The 15,958-nt window shown below is 72.5% G+C and carries 16 protein-coding genes; 12 read left to right on the top strand and 4 right to left on the bottom strand.

What is annotated here, in order from left to right; translation table 11 throughout:
• The first annotated feature begins 241 nt into the window (after positions 1 to 241).
• The 9 genes from J2S46_RS16545 to J2S46_RS16505 all read left to right on the top strand — a co-directional run bounded on the left by J2S46_RS16545 (position 242) and on the right by J2S46_RS16505 (position 9,923).
• The gene (locus tag J2S46_RS16545) at positions 242 to 1,486 is read left to right on the top strand and encodes an amidohydrolase (protein ID WP_370882194.1); all 1,245 of its coding nucleotides are present in this window, start codon (positions 242 to 244) and stop codon (positions 1,484 to 1,486) included.
• Positions 1,487 to 1,886: 400 nt separating this feature from the next.
• The gene (locus tag J2S46_RS16540) at positions 1,887 to 2,948 is read left to right on the top strand and encodes a BMP family lipoprotein (protein ID WP_073924217.1); all 1,062 of its coding nucleotides are present in this window, start codon (positions 1,887 to 1,889) and stop codon (positions 2,946 to 2,948) included.
• 340 nt (positions 2,949 to 3,288) lie between these two features.
• Positions 3,289 to 4,836 carry an ABC transporter ATP-binding protein gene (locus J2S46_RS16535; RefSeq protein WP_370882314.1) on the top strand — a complete coding sequence of 516 codons (1,548 nt, stop codon included), beginning with the start codon at positions 3,289 to 3,291 and terminating at the stop codon, positions 4,834 to 4,836.
• A gap of 3 nt (positions 4,837 to 4,839) precedes the next feature.
• Positions 4,840 to 6,105, top strand: coding sequence for an ABC transporter permease (locus J2S46_RS16530; RefSeq protein WP_191289723.1), 1,266 nt, complete (start codon positions 4,840 to 4,842; stop codon positions 6,103 to 6,105).
• Entirely contained in the window at positions 6,102 to 7,370 is a 1,269-nt protein-coding gene (locus J2S46_RS16525) for an ABC transporter permease (RefSeq protein WP_191289724.1), read from the top strand. The genes J2S46_RS16530 and J2S46_RS16525 overlap by 4 nt, the downstream gene beginning before the upstream one ends.
• Entirely contained in the window at positions 7,367 to 7,762 is a 396-nt protein-coding gene (locus J2S46_RS16520) for a cytidine deaminase (RefSeq protein ID WP_191289725.1), read from the top strand. The genes J2S46_RS16525 and J2S46_RS16520 overlap by 4 nt, the downstream gene beginning before the upstream one ends.
• 117 nt (positions 7,763 to 7,879) lie before the next feature.
• Entirely contained in the window at positions 7,880 to 9,157 is a 1,278-nt protein-coding gene (locus J2S46_RS16515) for a thymidine phosphorylase (protein WP_191289726.1), read from the top strand.
• Positions 9,158 to 9,204: 47 nt separating this feature from the next.
• Positions 9,205 to 9,588, top strand: a complete 384-nt coding sequence (locus J2S46_RS16510) for a type II toxin-antitoxin system RelE/ParE family toxin (RefSeq protein WP_191289727.1) — start codon at positions 9,205 to 9,207, stop codon at positions 9,586 to 9,588.
• Positions 9,585 to 9,923, top strand: coding sequence for a helix-turn-helix domain-containing protein (locus J2S46_RS16505; protein ID WP_191289728.1), 339 nt, complete (start codon positions 9,585 to 9,587; stop codon positions 9,921 to 9,923). The genes J2S46_RS16510 and J2S46_RS16505 overlap by 4 nt, the downstream gene beginning before the upstream one ends.
• Before the next feature lie 8 nt (positions 9,924 to 9,931).
• On the opposite strand, the gene J2S46_RS16500 is transcribed toward J2S46_RS16505, so the two are convergent.
• Complete coding sequence (locus J2S46_RS16500) at positions 9,932 to 10,090, bottom strand: hypothetical protein (RefSeq protein ID WP_191289729.1); 159 nt, start codon at positions 10,088 to 10,090, stop codon at positions 9,932 to 9,934.
• Positions 10,091 to 10,157: 67 nt separating this feature from the next.
• Complete coding sequence (locus J2S46_RS16495; RefSeq protein ID WP_191289730.1) at positions 10,158 to 11,495, bottom strand: MFS transporter; 1,338 nt, start codon at positions 11,493 to 11,495, stop codon at positions 10,158 to 10,160.
• A 118-nt stretch (positions 11,496 to 11,613) separates the two neighbouring features.
• Here J2S46_RS16495 and J2S46_RS16490 point away from each other — a divergent pair, with 118 nt between their 5' ends.
• The 3 genes from J2S46_RS16490 to J2S46_RS16480 all read left to right on the top strand — a co-directional run bounded on the left by J2S46_RS16490 (position 11,614) and on the right by J2S46_RS16480 (position 14,528).
• On the top strand, positions 11,614 to 12,666 hold the full coding sequence (locus J2S46_RS16490; protein WP_370882193.1) for a LysR family transcriptional regulator: 1,053 nt from the start codon (positions 11,614 to 11,616) through the stop codon (positions 12,664 to 12,666).
• Between the two features lie 136 nt (positions 12,667 to 12,802).
• Positions 12,803 to 13,951: an adenosine deaminase gene (locus tag J2S46_RS16485; RefSeq protein ID WP_073924210.1), complete on the top strand. Its 1,149-nt coding sequence runs from the start codon at positions 12,803 to 12,805 to the stop codon at positions 13,949 to 13,951.
• A gap of 208 nt (positions 13,952 to 14,159) precedes the next feature.
• Positions 14,160 to 14,528, top strand: a complete 369-nt coding sequence (locus J2S46_RS16480) for a hypothetical protein (RefSeq protein ID WP_191289731.1) — start codon at positions 14,160 to 14,162, stop codon at positions 14,526 to 14,528.
• A 149-nt stretch (positions 14,529 to 14,677) separates the two neighbouring features.
• On the opposite strand, the gene J2S46_RS16475 is transcribed toward J2S46_RS16480, so the two are convergent.
• Positions 14,678 to 14,860: a PspC domain-containing protein gene (locus J2S46_RS16475; RefSeq protein ID WP_073924208.1), complete on the bottom strand. Its 183-nt coding sequence runs from the start codon at positions 14,858 to 14,860 to the stop codon at positions 14,678 to 14,680.
• A 334-nt stretch (positions 14,861 to 15,194) separates the two neighbouring features.
• Positions 15,195 to 15,818, bottom strand: coding sequence for a VanZ family protein (locus J2S46_RS16470; RefSeq protein WP_191289732.1), 624 nt, complete (start codon positions 15,816 to 15,818; stop codon positions 15,195 to 15,197).
• Positions 15,819 to 15,958 lie beyond the last annotated feature (140 nt).

Here is a 15,958-nt window from a genome sequence, read left to right as displayed (position 1 = left end):
CGTTCGGGTGGCCCCGCGCCGAGGCCGAAACAGTTGGTACACCCGGCTGTCATGTGCGGGCGGCAGGCTGGGGCGCGGCCGTGTCCGTCCGGGCGGGCGTTCGTTGCACAGGACAGTGATCACCCGGGAAGGCGACAGAAACGAGATGTCATACCCAGCTGCGGGGCCGGTATGCGCCCATCCGGGGACTTCTTCGGGGGAAGTCAGGCCAAATCCCCCACACGGGCCTACCCTTGTTGAGGTGAACGATCCTCGGACCGCCCAACAGGCCACCCTCGCCGCTGCCCGCCCCGCCGACCTGCGCACCCGGGTACGCGCCTTCGAGGCAGAGCTGATCGCGTTCCGCCGCGACCTGCACCGGCACCCCGAGCTGGGCCGACAGGAGTTCCGCACCACCGGGTTGCTGCGCGACCGCCTGGTCGCCGCGGGCCTGGAGCCCCGGGTGCTGCCCGGCGGCACCGGGATGACAGTCGACATCGTCCCGCCCGGCACCCCCGCGGGCATGCCGTTCCTGGCCTTCCGGGCCGACATCGACGCCCTGCCGATCGACGACGCCAAGACGGACGTGACCTACCGCTCCACCGTGCCGGGCCGGGCCCACGCCTGCGGGCACGACGTGCACACCTCGATCGTGCTGGGCACGGCCCTGGTGCTGGCGGCCGCGGCGCGCAACGGCGAGCTGCGCCGGCCCGTGCGGCTGGTCTTCCAGCCCGCGGAGGAGGTGATGCCGGGCGGCGCGCTGGACGTCATCAAGGCCGGCGGGATGGACAACGTCGGCCGGATCTTCGCCGTGCACTGCGATCCCAAGGTCACCGTCGGCAAGATCGGGCTGAAGGTCGGCGCGATCACCTCGGCCTGCGACCGGCTGGTGCTGCACCTGGACGGCCCCGGCGGCCACACCGCCCGCCCGCACCTGACCACCGACCTGGTCACCGCGATCGCGCGGATGGCCGCCGACCTGCCGGCGGTGTTCGCCCGCCGGATGGACCCGCGCTGGGGCGTCAGCCTGGTCTGGGGCCGGATCGCCTCCGGCTCCGCCGCCAACGTCATCCCGCAGCACGCGGAGCTGGAGGGCACCGTCCGCTGCCTGGAGCTGCCGGGCTGGCGCGAGGCTCCGGACCTGCTGCACGAGCTGATCGCCAAGATGGCCGAGACGCACCGCGCCAAGTGGACCCTCGACTACCACCGAGGGGTGCCGCCGGTGGTGAACGAGGCCGTCTCGATCGCCCGGCTGGAGGCGGCGATGACCGCCCGCTTCGGTTCGGCCGGGGAGGTCGTCGAGGAGACCGAGCAGAGCCTCGGCGGCGAGGACTTCTCCTGGTACCTGGAGCACGCGCCCGGCGCGCTGGCCCGGCTGGGCGTCCGGGCCCCCGGCGACAGCGCCGTCCGGGATCTCCACCAGGGCCGCTTCGACGTGGACGAGCGGGCGATCGGGATCGGTGTCGAGCTCTTCGCCGCGCTGGCCCTGGAGCACAGCGAGGTCTGAGGCGGTCGCATCCGAGCGTCGAGGGGGCCCCGGGCAGAGCCCGGGGCCCCCTTCTTCGGACCTGCCCCCTTCTTCGGACCTGCCCAGGCCTTCCCCCTGGTACCGGTCGACGCAGCGCGGGCGTCCGAGGACGCTGCGTGGCCAGGAAGCCCCGGGATGCCCGCTTCGACCGGGGTTCCTGCACGGATCCGACCGGATTTGTCGCGATCGCATCCGATTTGGTTTGGATGTGGGCTCCTGGCCCGTAACACTGGAGGCGGATATTGGTTCCGCACCCTCGGGTGGCACGGTTTGATAACAACCCGGATGCCCGAACGAGCCGTAACACAACCGTGTTCTACGCGCGTTACGGTGGCGTCCGACCACGCTAAACGGGTGCGTGTGAGAAGGAGATACTCCCTTGCGCCGTTCTACTAAGCTCGCCGCGGTTGTGCTCTCGGGTTCCCTGGGCATTGCCTCGCTCGCCGCTTGCGGCGCAAAGAGCACCGACGACACGACCGCTTCCGCCGGCGCCTCCGGCGACTCCGGCATCAAGGTCGGCATGGCCTACGACATCGGTGGCCGTGGCGACCAGTCGTTCAACGACTCCGCCGCCCGCGGTCTCGACAAGGCCAAGGCCGACCTGGGCGTCCAGATCACCGAGGCCGACGCCAAGACCGGCGAGGCCGAGGCCGACAAGGAGACCCGGCTCAAGAGCCTGGTCACCGGTGGCTACAACCCGATCATCGCGGTGGGCTTCGTCTACCAGTCCGCGGTCGAGAAGGTCGCCAAGGACAACCCGAACGTCAAGTTCGCGATCATCGACTCGGCCTCCTCCACCCAGCCGGCCAACGTCACCTCGCTGACGTTCTCCGAGCAGGAGGGCTCCTACCTGGCCGGCGTCGCCGCCGCCAACAAGAGCAAGGCCAAGCACGTCGGCTTCATCGGCGGTGTGCAGTCCGAGCTGATCAAGAAGTTCGAGGCCGGCTACGTGGCGGGCGCCAAGTCCGTCGACCCGAACATCAAGGTCGAGACGACCTACCTGACCACCCCGCCGGACTTCTCCGGCTTCTCCTCGCCCGACAAGGGCAAGGAGGCCGCCCAGGGCCAGCTCGACAAGGGCGCGGACGTCATCTACGCGGCGGCCGGCTCCTCCGGCAGCGGCGCGATCGAGGCCGTCTCCAACAAGGCCGGCACCTGGGCCATCGGCGTCGACTCCGACCAGGCCAGCCAGCCGGCCCTGTCGAAGTACAAGAACGTCATCCTCACCTCGATGGTGAAGAACGTCGACACCGCGGTGTACACCTACATCAAGTCGATCAAGGACAACGCGCCGCTCACCGGCGTGAAGAACTTCGACCTGAAGGCCCAGGGCGTCTCGCTCGCCACCACCGGCGGCCACATCGACGACATCAAGGCCAAGCTGGACGCCGCGACCACGGCGATCACCAGCGGCGCCACCACCGTCCCGACCGCCCCGTAAGGCGCGCGGAACAGGACGTCGGTACCGCTGCCGCCTGCCGGGCAGCGGGATGATTGACGCAGCATCAGGGAGGGGCCCGGCCGGGTGCGCTCAGCGCGTACCCCCGGGCCCCGTCCCGTCCCCCTGAGAACTTTTGGCCCTCCAGCGCAACGACGCGCCTCCAGACCACCAGGAGACCGCCATCACCGCTTCCGACCCCGCCCTGAGCAAGGGCGGCACCCCCAGCGCGGGGACGGCGACACCGGCCGTCGAACTGCGCGGCATCACCAAGCGCTTCCCCGGCGTCGTGGCCAACCACGACATCGACATCACCGTGCGACGAGGCACCGTGCACGCCCTCATGGGCGAGAACGGCGCCGGCAAGTCCACCCTGATGAAGATCCTGTACGGGATGCAGCGCCCCGACGAGGGCACCATCGCCGTCGACGGCGAGCTCGTCGAGTTCAGCACCCCCGGCGACGCCATCGCCCGCGGCATCGGCATGGTCCACCAGCACTTCATGCTGGCCGACAACCTCACCGTCTGGGAGAACGTCGTTCTCGGCGGCGAGAAGCTGCACGGCATAGGAGGGAAGGCCAAGGCGAAGATCCGCGAGATCTCCGACCAGTACGGCCTGGGCGTGCGCCCGGACGCGCTGGTCGAGGACCTCGGCGTCGCCGACCGTCAGCGGGTCGAGATCCTCAAGGTGCTCTACCGCGGCGCCCGGATCCTGATCCTGGACGAGCCCACCGCCGTCCTGGTGCCGCAGGAGGTCGAGGCGCTCTTCGCCAACCTGCGCGAGCTCAAGGCCGAGGGCGTCACCGTCATCTTCATCTCGCACAAGCTGCACGAGGTGCTCTCGGTGGCCGACGCGATCAGCGTCATCCGCCGCGGCACCACGGTCGGCGACGCGGACCCGAAGACCGTGACGGCCCGCCAGCTCGCCGAGATGATGGTCGGTACCGAGCTGCCCTCCCCGGAGAGCCGCGCGTCCACCGTCACCGAGGACGAGATGCTGCGCGTCGAGGGCCTGCGGATCGCCAAGGCGGACGCCGAGGGCATCGAGCGCGTCGTCCTGGACGACATCACGCTGCGGATCCGCAAGGGCGAGATCCTCGGCATCGCCGGTGTCGAGGGCAACGGCCAGGCCGAACTGGTCGAGGCCGTGATGGGGATGCTCCCGCTGGACGCCGGCACCGTCACGCTGGACGGCAAGGACCTCACCGGTACCCTCACCCGGGCCCGCCGCGAGGCCGGCATCGGCTACATCCCCGAGGACCGCCACCGGCACGGCCTGCTGCTGGAGGCCCCGCTCTGGGAGAACCGGATCCTCGGGCACGTCACCGAGGCGCCCAACTCCAAGGGCCCGCTGCTCGACGCGGCCGGCGCCCGCAGGGACACCCTGCGGATCGTCCGGGAGTACGACGTCCGGACCCCGGGCATCGACGTCACCGCGGCCTCGCTCTCCGGCGGCAACCAGCAGAAGCTGATCATCGGCCGCGAGATGAGCCACCACCCCAAGCTGCTGATCGCGGCCCACCCCACCCGCGGGGTGGACGTCGGCGCGCAGGCGCAGATCTGGGAGCAGATCCGCGTCGCCCAGCGGGAGGGCCTGGCCGTCCTGCTGATCTCCGCCGACCTGGACGAGCTGATCGGCCTCTCCGACACCATCCGGGTGATCTACCGCGGCCGGCTGGTCGCGGACGCCGACCCGGCCACCGTCACCGCCGAGGACCTGGGCACCGCGATGACCGGCGCCGCCTCGGGCCACATCGAGTCGGAGCCCGAGGCCGTGGCCGAGGACCGCGCGCTCGCCGCCGAGGGCACCGAGGCCGAGTCCGGCGAAGCCCTGCCGGGCACCACGGACGCGACCACCGAGACCGCCGAAGACCCGCAGGCGGGGGAGTAACCCATGACCAGTTCCCACTCCGCCGACGACGGCAAGCCCGCCGACGGCACCTCCGCCGAAGGCGCGTTCGCCGACGGCCCGCCCTCCGACGGTTCCTCCGGCACGCCCGGTCAGGGCGGGGCCCCGGCCCCGGCGAAGCCCACGGCCAAGCGCTTCGACGGCGAGCGGATCGCGCTCGGCCTCGCCGCGCCGGTGCTGGCCGTGCTGCTGTCGCTGGTGATCTGCTCGGTCCTGCTGCTGGTGTCGGGCAAGAACCCGTTCGACGCCTTCGACGTGATGCTGACGTACGGCACCAAGTCGGACGGCCAGGTGCTGACCCTCAACCGGGCCACCGTGTACTACCTGGCCGCGGCGGCCGCCGCCTTCGGCTTCCGGATGAACCTCTTCAACATCGGTGTCGAGGGCCAGTACCGGATCGCGGCCCTGTTCGCCGCTTACGTCGGCGGCCAGATGGACCTGCCCGCCGTCATCCAGATCCCGCTGCTGCTGATCACCGCCATGCTGGTCGGTGGCCTCTGGGCCAGCATCGCCGGCCTGCTGAAGGTCTACCGGGGCGTCAGCGAGGTCATCTCGACCATCATGCTGAACGCCATCGCCAGCGCCGTGGTCGGCCTGTTGCTCGTCCCCGGCATCTTCGCGCCGGAGAAGGGCACCACCACCAACAGCATCCAGACGAACCCGGTCTCGGCCTCCAGCCACTTCTTCTCGATCGAGACGGCCGGCGGCACCCTCTGGGGCTTCATCGTGATCGCGGTGATCGTCGGCGTGCTGTTCCAGTTCACCCTGAACCGCACCCGCTTCGGCTTCGACCTGCGCGCCACCGGCCGCTCGGAGAGCGCCGCCACCGCGTCCGGCGTCAACGTCAAGCGCATGGTGCTGATCAGCATGGCGGTCTCCGGCGCGCTGGCGGGCCTGATCGGCCTGCCCGACCTGCTGCAGAACTCCTTCTACTACGGCCAGAGCTTCCAGGCCGGCCTCGGCTTCACCGGCATCGCGGTCGCCCTGCTCGGCCGCAACAGCCCGATCGGGATGGTCTTCTCGGCGCTGCTGTTCGCCTTCCTGGACGTCAGCGGCACCCAGCTGCCGCTGCCGCAGAACGGGGCCTTCCCGTTCGAGATCGTCCAGGTCATGCAGGGAACGATCGTCATCTGCGTGGTCGTCGCCTACGAGCTGGTGCGCCGTTACGGCCTCAAGCGCCAGCAGCAGAAGGTGGGCGCCGAACTCGCCGCCCTGGCCGCGTCGACCGCGAAGAAGGAGGTGTCCGCATGAGCACCGCAACCGCCGCTCGCGCGAAGACGCCGGGCAGTGCGCCCGCCAAGAAGCGCAAGCTCTCCCTGCCGGTGGTCCTGCTGCTGATCGCGGGCGCCACCATCCTGTTCTCCGCGGTGGGGATGGCGACGGGCAACCACAGCCTCACCTCCTCCGGGCAGATCGCGGCGGCGCTCGGCGCCGCCGTGCCGATCGGCATGGCCGGTCTGGGCGGTCTCTGGTCCGAGCGGGCCGGCGTGGTCAACATCGGCCTCGAAGGCATGATGATCGCCGGCACCTTCTGCGGCGCCTGGGGCGGCTACCTGGTCAGCCCCTGGTTCGGCCTGCTGGCCGGCATGCTCGGCGGCGCGCTCGGCGGTCTGCTGCACGCCGTCGTCACGGTGACCTTCGGCGTGGACCACATCGTGTCCGGCGTCGGCGTCAACCTGCTGATCCCCGGCATCTGCGCCTACGTCAACAAGATCTACTACAAGGACTACATCCCGTTCGGGGCCGGCGCCAACCAGTCGCCGCCCGCGGATCCGCTGCCGTACATCACCGTCCCGGGGCTCTCCACCGGGCTGAAGAACATCGAGAACCACCACTGGTTCGTGGTCTCCGACGTCGCCGGTGTGCTCGGCGGCCTGGTCACCAACCTCTCGGTGGTCGTGGTCCTGGCGGCGGCGCTGATCGTGGCCAGCTACTTCGTCCTCTGGCGGACGGTGTTCGGCCTGCGGCTGCGCTCCTGCGGCGAGAACCCGACGGCGTCCGAGTCGCTGGGCGTCAACGTCTACAAGTACAAGTACATCGCGGTGATCGCCTCGGGTGCCTTCGCGGGCCTCGGCGGTGCGTACCTCTCGCTGGTCGCGGCGCACTTCTACAAGGACGGCCAGACGCTCGGCCGAGGCTTCATCGGCCTCGCCGCGATGATCTTCGGCAACTGGATGCCGGGCGGCCTGGCCATCGGCGCCGGCCTGTTCGGCTTCACCGACAGCCTCCAGCTGCGCGACCCGGAGTCGGTGCACGTGCTGATCCTGGTGGTCTCGCTCGCCATGGGCCTGTTCGCGCTGTGGCAGCTCTACCGCCGCACGTACCTCGCCGCCGCGATCAGCTTCGTGGTGGCCGGCGGCCTCGGCGCCTGGTACGCGCTGACCGACCAGGTGCAGCGTCCGCTGATCGTCGCCACGCCGTACGTGATCACCCTCGTGGTGCTCGCGCTGGCCTCGCAGCGGCTGCGGCCGCCGAAGGCCGACGGCCAGATCTACCGCAAGGGGCAGGGCAAGTGACGCCCGCTCCGACGGTCGACTGGGAGGCGCTGCGCGCGGTGGCCCGCGAGGCGATGGGCCACGCGTACGCCCCGTACAGCAAGTTCCCGGTCGGTGCGGCGGCCCTGGTGGACGACGGACGGACCGTCAGCGGCTGCAACGTGGAGAACGCCTCGTACGGGCTCGGCCTCTGCGCCGAGTGCGGCCTGGTCTCCGCGCTGCAGGCCTCCGGCGGCGGCCGGCTGGTGGCGTTCACCTGCGTGGACGGCGCCGGCGAGCTGCTGATGCCGTGCGGGCGCTGCCGCCAGCTGCTGTACGAGCACGGCGGGCCCGAGCTGCTGGTCGACCTGCCCTCGGGCCGGCGGCCGATGAGCGAGGTGCTCCCCGACGCGTTCGGGCCCGAGCGCCTGTAGGTCTTGGGAGCGGCTCTGGCCGTTCCGTTTGTTACGCGCGTAGAGTGTCGCGAGAGGCTGTGTGAACCAGTCGGCTCGCGGCACTCTTCGCTTTTTCCGACCCTCCTGGAGAACCCCATGGACGCCCCCTCCGTCATCAGGACCAAGCGCGACAGCGGCGAGCTGACCGATGCCCAGATCGACTGGGTGATCGACGCCTACACCCGCGGCGAGGTCGCCGACGAGCAGATGTCCGCCCTGGCGATGGCGATCCTGCTGAACGGCATGAACCTGCGCGAGATCAGCCGCTGGACCGACGCGATGATCCGCTCCGGCGTCCGGATGGACTTCTCCGCCCTGCCGCTGCCGACCTCCGACAAGCACTCCACCGGCGGCGTCGGCGACAAGATCACCCTGCCGCTCGCCCCGCTGGTCGCCGCCTGCGGCGCCGCCGTCCCGCAGCTCTCCGGCCGCGGCCTCGGCCACACCGGCGGCACCCTCGACAAGCTGGAGTCCATCCCCGGCTGGCGGGCCCTGCTCTCCAACGACGAGATGATGACCGTGCTGCGCGACGCCGGCGCCGTCATCTGCGCGGCCGGCGACGGCCTGGCCCCCGCCGACAAGAAGCTGTACGCGCTGCGCGACGTCACCGGCACGGTCGAGGCGATCCCGCTGATCGCCAGCTCGATCATGTCCAAGAAGATCGCCGAGGGTACCGGCGCGCTGGTCCTGGACGTCAAGGTCGGCTCCGGGGCCTTCATGAAGAACCTCTCCGACGCCCAGGAGCTGGCCCGCACCATGGTCGGCCTCGGCAAGGCCGCCGGCGTCAACACCGTCGCCCTGCTCACCGACATGTCCACCCCGCTCGGCCTGACCGCCGGCAACGCCCTGGAGGTCCGCGAGTCGGTCGAGGTGCTGGCCGGCGGCGGCCCCGCCGACGTGGTCGAGCTGACCCTGGCGCTGGCCCGCGAGATGCTCGCCGCCGCGGGCGTCCACGGCAAGGACCCGGCGGACGCGCTCCGCGACGGCTCCGCGATGGACCACTGGCGCCGCATGATCAGCGCCCAGGGCGGCGACGTCGACGCCCCGCTGCCGGTCGCCCGCGAGCAGCACGTCATCACCGCCTCCTCCTCCGGCGTCCTCACCACCCTCGACGCCTACGCCGTCGGCGTCTGCGCCTGGCGCCTCGGCGCCGGCCGGGCCCGCAAGGAGGACCCGGTGCAGGCCGGCGCCGGTGTCGAGATGCATGCCAAGCCCGGTGACCCGATCGTGGCCGGCCAGCCGCTGCTGACCCTGCACACCGACACCCCCGAGCGCTACGAGTACGCCATCGAGGCGCTCGCCGGCGGCATCGTGGTCGACCCGGCGGACACGCCGTTCACGGCGAAGCCGATCGTGCTGGACCGGATCGCGTGATCTGACGATGCGCCCCCATGCATCACCGTACATATATACTGTGATGCATGGGCGTACCGCGTTTCTCGATCGAGGTCGAGCCTGAGATCCGCAGGTGGCTGTCCGGTCTGCCGGCCCGGCACTTCCTCAAGGTCGAGGACTATGTAGACCTGCTTGCCGAGGATCCGACGGTGCTCAGCGAACCGTACTCCCGCCATCTGGGCGGCCCTCTTCGCGAACTCAGGCTGGGGCTGGGGAGCGAGGCGATGCGGATCACGTACTGGCTCGCACCGGCGCAGCGCGTCGTCCTCCTGACAGTTTTCACGAAGACCAAGATGCGGGAGACTGCCGAGGTCACGCGAGCATCCTGGGCCCAGAAGATCTGCGCGGCGGAGCACGGCCCGGCGCACGACGAGTTCAGCCGGACGATCACGGAAGGGGATCTGCGATGAACCACGCACAGTGGAAGACCGCGCGCACCCGTGCACTGTCGGGTGAGCAGGCTCCGGAGGACCCGGAGGTGTCGGCGGCGCGGCTGGAGATTCGCTATGCCAGAGCACTGGGCCAAGCCCTCTACGACCGTCGTACCGCACTCGGCATCTCCCAGGCCGAGGTGGCACGACGGGCGAACATGACGCAACCGCAGATCTCCCGGATCGAGGGCGGAGACACCGTTCCTACCCTGCCGCTGCTCGAACGCCTGGCGGGTGCGCTGGAGTCGGAACTCGACATTCACCTCGTCCCGGGCGCCGACGCGGCAGTCAGGTTCCACTCCCCGGCTGCCTGACGGGTCGGTCAGGTGTATGCATGCAGGACGCCGGTGTCTAGGGGCCACAGGCTGACGGTGACGGTGTCGCCGAAGGCGAACTCCGTGCGGGAGGTGTACCCGGGTTCGTCGTGCACGATCCCGGTGCCCTTGCGGGGGGCGATCGGCAGGTAGATCGGGATGCCCATGGCCTTCCCGATCCCCGGCAGCCGGTCGGCGATCTCGCGAACCCGGCGTTCTCAGCCGGGTCGATGCTCACACCCGGAGTGTATCGACGGCCATGGACCGCCGGGCCTGGACCGCCTGCCGGGTCGCGTACAGCGTGACGCCGGCGGCGAGGGTCATCGCGGCGAGGCCGACGGCGGCGGCGCCGTCCCAGCCGACCGAGTGGTAGGCGTCGGCGCCGATCGTGCCGCCGAGGCTGTTCCCCAGGTAGTAGGCGATCAGGTAGAGCGCCGAGGCCTGGGCGCGGCCGTGGGTGGCGGTGCGGCCCACCGAGCTGGAGGCGGTGGCGTGGCCGGCGAAGAAGCCACCGGTGATCAGGACCAGGCCGAGCAGCGCGCCCACCAGCGACTCGCTCAGCGAGAGCAGCAGGCCCACCGCCGTGACACCGATCGCCACGTACAGGGCGCCGCGGCGGCCCAGCCGGCCGGAGAGCCGGCCGGCGGCGGCCGAGGTGGCGGTGCCGACCAGGTAGACCACGAAGATCGAGGCGGCCAGCGACTGCGGCAGGCCGAACGGCTCGGCGGTCAGCCGGTACCCGACGGTGTTGTAGACCGCGCCGAAGACCGCCATGAAGAGCATGCCGAGCGCGTACAGCCGGACCAGCAGCGGGTTGCGCAGGTGGGCCCCGACGGTGCGGGCCAGTGCGCGGGCGTCGACCGGGGCCGGGCGGAAGTGCCGGGCGGCCGGGATCAGCAGCCGGAAGGCCAGTGCGGCGAGCAGCGCCAGCGCGGCGGAGGAGGCCAGGCCCCAGCGCCAGCCCCAGGCGGCGCCGGCCCAGCCGGAGACCAGCCGGCCGCCCATGCCGCCGATGCTGTTGCCCGCGACGTACAGGCCCATCGCGGAGGCCAGCGCGCTCGGGTGGATCTCCTCGGCGAGGTAGGCCATCGCGGTGGCGGGGAGCCCGGCCAGGGCGGCGCCCTGAAGGACGCGCAGCACCACCAGGGTGCTCAGGTCGGGGGCGAACGGCAGGGCCAGGGCGAGGGCGGAGGCCGCCAGCATGGAGGCCGTCATCACGGCGGTGCGCCCGTACCGGTCGGAGAGCGCGCTGGCCGGCAGCAGGGCCAGGGCCAGGCCGAGGGTGGCGGCCGACGCCGTCCAGCTGGCCTGGCCCGGGGTGAGGTCGAGGTCGGCCGAGAGGATCGGCAGCAGGCCCTGGGTGGAGTACAGCAGGACGAAGGTCGCGACGCCGGCGGCGAACAGGGCCAGGTTGGCGCGGCGGAAGGCGCGGTCGCCGGGGCGGTGGCGGCGGTCGGCACCGACCGTGCCGCCGGGGGGCCGGCCGGTGGGGGCTTCGGTGGCGGGGGACGACTGGGTGAGGGCACCCGTCGGCGTGGTGGCCGCGGCTGCCCCGGTACTGGCGGGTGGCATGGGACGACCGTAGGACCAGGCCGACTGATGCGTCCAATGCATGATTGACTCGAAATCGATGCGTACAGGCATGAGTCGAGGTGGCGGGGCCGAGGCGCCGCCGGGAGGCGGGGACGGCGTGACGGACGGCACCGGGCGGCCGGCGGAGCGGGCCGGGGAGCGGACGGCGGGCGGGACGCCCGATGCGCCGCCGCAGGGGCTGCGGGACGCGCCGCCCGCTGGGCCGCCGGTGGAGCTGCCGATCCGGCTCGCCGAGCTGGGGCCGGAGACGGCGGTGGCTCAGCTGGCGCCCCGGCTCGCGCAGTTCGCGGCGGTCGCCCGGCTGGAGCACGTGACCCGGGCGGCGCAACTGCTGGGGATGCCGCAGCCCACGCTGTCCCGGGCGGTGGCCCGGCTGGAGGAGGAGCTGGGGGTGGACCTGCTGGCCCGTCAGGGGCGGACCGTCCGGCTGACCAGGGCGGGCCGGCTGCTGCTGGGCTCGGTCGAACGGGCCCTCGCCGAGCTGGAGCGCGGGGCGGAGGCGGCCAGGGCGGAGGCGGACCCGGCGAGCGGCCGGGTGGCGTTCGGGTTCCTGCACACCATGGGGACGGACGCGGTGCCGGCCCTGCTGCGCGGGTTCCGGGCGGTGCAGCCGCAGATCCGGTTCCAGCTGGTGCAGGACTACACGGCGGCGATGCTGGAGCGGCTGCGCGCCGGCGAACTGGACCTCTGCCTGGTCTCCCCGCTGCCGGACGCCCCGGACCTGACGGCCCGCCCGCTGGACGAGCAGCGGCTCGCGCTGGTGGTGCCGGACGGGCACCGGCTGGCGGGGCGGCGGCGGATCCGGCTGGCGGAGGTGGCGCGGGAGCCCTTCGTGGCGGTGGAGCGCGGGTACGGGCTGCGGGCGATCACGGACGGGTTCTGCGCGGAGGCCGGGTTCGTCCCGAAGCTCGCCTTCGAGGGGGAGGACGCCGAGACGCTGCGCGGCCTGGTGGCGGCCGGGCTGGGGGTGGCGCTGCTGCCGCCGGCCCTGGTGGCCCGGCCGGGGGTGGTCGAGCTGGAGGTGACTGCGCCGCGGACCCGGCGGGCGATCGGGCTGGCCTGGGCGACGGGCCGGCCGCTGACCCCTCCGGTGGCGGCCTTCCGGGACTTCGTGCTGTCGCGGCGCGGGCGGCTGCTGGACCACGGCTGACGGGAGCCGCCCTGCCGCTGGACCACGGCTCCCGGGCCGGCCGGGACGGGGCCCTTCGGTGGAATCCGGGTGCCGGTTCTTCACCGGGTGTGATTCGTGCTAGGGAATCTACGCGCGTAGGGGCTACACTCCCGCAATGGAGAAGCAGATCCCCGTGACCGCGGGCACCACCGGCCCCCGCATCCCCACTCCCGACCAGATCGCCCGCGCGCCCAAGGTGCTGCTGCACGACCACCTCGACGGCGGGCTGCGGCCCGAGACCATCGTCGAGCTGGCGGCGGCCTGCGGCTACGAAGGGCTCCCCACCACCGACCCGGCCAAGCTCGGCCTCTGGTTCCGCGAGGCCGCCGACTCCGGCTCGCTGGTCCGCTACCTGGAGACCTTCGCGCACACCTGCGCCGTGATGCAGACCCGCGACGCGCTGGTCAAGGTCGCCGCCGACTGCGCCGAGGACCTCGCCGCCGACGGCGTCGTCTATGCCGAGGTCCGGTACGCCCCCGAGCAGCACCTGGAGGCCGGTCTCACCCTGGACCAGGTCGTCGAGGCCGTGAACGAGGGCTTCCGGCTCGGCGAGGCCAACGCCCGCGCGGCCGGCCACCGGATCCGGGTCGGCACCCTGCTGACCGCCATGCGGCACGCCGCCCGCTCGCAGGAGATCGCCGAGCTGGCCAACCGCTTCCGCGACCACGGGGTGGTCGGCTTCGACATCGCCGGGGCCGAGGCCGGCCACCCGCCGACCCGCCACCAGGGCGCCTTCGACTACCTCAAGGGCGAGAACAACCACTTCACCATCCACGCCGGCGAGGCCTTCGGCCTGCCGTCCATCTGGGAGGCCCTGCAGTGCTGCGGCGCCGACCGGCTCGGCCACGGCGTGCGGATCATCGACGACATCACGGTGCACGAGGACGGCGGCGTCGAGCTCGGCCGCCTCGCCGCGTACGTGCGCGACAAGCGCGTCCCGCTGGAGATGTGCCCAACCTCGAACCTGCAGACCGCGGCCGCGGCCTCGTACGCCGAGCACCCGATCGGGCTGCTCAGCCGGCTCAAGTTCCGGGTCACGGTCAACACCGACAACCGGCTGATGAGCGGCACCAGCATGAGCCAGGAGTTCGGGCACCTGGTGGACGCCTTCGGCTACACCCTGGGCGACATGGAGTGGTTCACGGTCAACGCGATGAAGTCGGCGTTCCTGCCCTTCGACGAGCGGCTCGCGATGATCAACGATGTGATCAAGCCGGGCTACGCCGAACTCAAGGCGGAGTGGCTGTTCAGCGTGGGCGGCTGAGCCTCCGGCCGGTGGCCGCGGTCCGATGGGCGCCTCCCGAGCGGGATCGGCGCTCATCGGACAACTGGGCCGTGTGAGTGAAGCGGCTTTGATCCGCATGCGACGGAGTCACTACGGTGTGCCAGTCGTTGCTGACACGGTGTGGCGGCGGGTGCCGTCCTACGCGCCCGGACGGCTGCCACCGACGAGGACTCAAGGGGACCAACTCATGAAGCAGGCCACTCTCAAGGCTGCCGGCGTCGCCGCTCTCGGCGTCGCTATGGCGGCGGCCGCCGCCGGCACCGCGTCCGCCGCCCCCGCCGCCACCGGCGGGCTCGGCACCCCCGTCGGCGCGCTCACCAACCCCGCCCTGACCGGCGCCGCGACCAACGCCGTCAGCAGCCTGCCGGGCGGCGACCGGGTCGCCAGCACCGTCGGCACCCTCGCACCGAGCGCCGGCCAGGCCGTTCCGGCCGCCGCGGACGCCGCGCCCGCCCCCCGCGCCGGCCTGCCGGCCGTCCCCGGCCTGAGCAGCACCCCGGTCGGCGGCCTCACCGGCGCGCTCGGCGGGGCCGGCCTGCCCGGCCTCGGCGGCTGAGCCGGTCCCACCACCCGCCGCGCGGCCGGGCCCGCGCGAGCGTTGCCGTGAACAGGCCTGCGGGCCCCGGAACTCCCGGGGCCCGCAGGCCTGTTCACGTGTCGGTGGTGCTGCCCTCCGGCCGCCGGGGCGCGCGCGGCGCCCCGGGCTCACGGTTCCTGGGGCAGCAGCAGCCAGAGCGCCAGATAGACCAGGAACTGCGGCCCGGGCAGCAGACAGGAGAGCACGAACAGCACCCGGACGGTCCACGGGGTCAGGCCGAAGCGCTCGGCGATCCCGGCGCAGACGCCGGCGATGACTCGGTTGTGACGGGGGCGGGCGAGGCGGCTCATGACAGTCTCCGAAGGGTTTCGGCCCGGTGCCGGTCTCTCCGGTGGGCGTGTCTCCATCCTCGGCGGGGCGGGGCGTCCGGGCGTCAGCCCCGAAGGCGACCCGGCCCCTGGCATCCCACCGGGGCCCGCGCGGCCGGTTCTCGGGGTCCCTCTCAGGGTCTCCCCGGAGGGCGGACCGCGGGCCGGCCCGGGGAGGGGGCGCGGTCCACCGGCCGTCCGAGCAGGGCCGCGAGGCCCGCGACCGCGGTGCGTCAGCAGGGTGTCGTGCTCCGGGCGCGGTGGTTCGGGCGCGGTGGTTCGGCGTCCGCGGGGCGGGGCGGTCGTACGCGGTGGTTCAGCGCGTCCGCGGGGCGGGGCGGCCGTACGCGGCGGCAGTCAGCTTGGCCGCCGTCGGCACCGGGACGGAGACCGGAGCCGGCACCTGGGCGGGTACGGGCGCCGGGGCCGCAGGGCGGCGCTCCCGCGCGGGCCGGGCCCGGAGCACGGCCCGGGCGGCCGGGACGACCGCGAGGTGGGTCAGCGAGACCCCGGCCACGCCGAGCAGGATGTGGTCCACGTTCAGCACATGCCCGGGTACCCAGGAACCCAGGATCTCCAGCCCGGTGGCCAGCAGCGCCGACACCCCGGCCACCCGCAGGAAGGACGGCAGCCAGGCCGCCCGCAGCCGGCCCCGGACCAGTGGCAGCAGCACCCCGAGGGGCGCCAGCAGCAGCAGTTCGCAGGCCACCTGCCAGAGCCCGGCGGCCTCGCCCAGGGACAGCGCCTGCCGGACCGACCCGAACGGGGTCAGATTTGCGTCGTACACCCAGGCCACCGGCAGCGGACGCAGCACGAACCAGCCGACCACCAGCAGGTGCAGCACCAGCGCCGTCAGGCCGGCCGCGCGGAACGCGCGGGGGACTTCGGCGGCGGACGGCGGAGCCGACCACTGACGGGTCGGCTCGTTCTCGGTCCGCACTCCGACACGCTCGGCGCGTGTGCTGGTGCCATCTCGCTGCACATCGGGGAGGACGCGGGCCCGGGGCACCTCGGTTCCCACCGGTCGCGGGGACCTTCCGGGCCGCCGACGGGGCTACGCGGACTCGACGGGCGATGCGC

The sequence above is a fragment of the Kitasatospora herbaricolor genome (assembly GCF_030813695.1).
Lineage (GTDB): Bacteria > Actinomycetota > Actinomycetes > Streptomycetales > Streptomycetaceae > Kitasatospora > Kitasatospora herbaricolor.
The sequence above is the reverse complement of the archived record's forward strand: the minus strand, read 5'-3'. Positions and strand labels throughout refer to the sequence as shown.

Bases quoted from the DNA above. Each gene is read 5' to 3' on its own strand.
- J2S46_RS16535 (WP_370882314.1), top strand. From the start codon at position 3,289: ATGGGCGAGAACGGCGCCGGCAAGTCCACCCTGATGAAGATCCTGTAC.
- J2S46_RS16530 (WP_191289723.1), top strand. From the start codon at position 4,840: ATGACCAGTTCCCACTCCGCCGACGACGGCAAGCCCGCCGACGGCACC.
- J2S46_RS16525 (WP_191289724.1), top strand. From the start codon at position 6,102: ATGAGCACCGCAACCGCCGCTCGCGCGAAGACGCCGGGCAGTGCGCCC.
- J2S46_RS16515 (WP_191289726.1), top strand. From the start codon at position 7,880: ATGGACGCCCCCTCCGTCATCAGGACCAAGCGCGACAGCGGCGAGCTG.
- J2S46_RS16510 (WP_191289727.1), top strand. From the start codon at position 9,205: ATGGGCGTACCGCGTTTCTCGATCGAGGTCGAGCCTGAGATCCGCAGG.
- J2S46_RS16505 (WP_191289728.1), top strand. From the start codon at position 9,585: ATGAACCACGCACAGTGGAAGACCGCGCGCACCCGTGCACTGTCGGGT.
- J2S46_RS16500 (WP_191289729.1), bottom strand. From the start codon at position 10,090: ATGGGCATCCCGATCTACCTGCCGATCGCCCCCCGCAAGGGCACCGGG.
- J2S46_RS16495 (WP_191289730.1), bottom strand. From the start codon at position 11,495: ATGCCACCCGCCAGTACCGGGGCAGCCGCGGCCACCACGCCGACGGGT.
- J2S46_RS16485 (WP_073924210.1), top strand. From the start codon at position 12,803: ATGGAGAAGCAGATCCCCGTGACCGCGGGCACCACCGGCCCCCGCATC.
- J2S46_RS16480 (WP_191289731.1), top strand. From the start codon at position 14,160: ATGAAGCAGGCCACTCTCAAGGCTGCCGGCGTCGCCGCTCTCGGCGTC.
- J2S46_RS16475 (WP_073924208.1), bottom strand. From the start codon at position 14,860: ATGAGCCGCCTCGCCCGCCCCCGTCACAACCGAGTCATCGCCGGCGTC.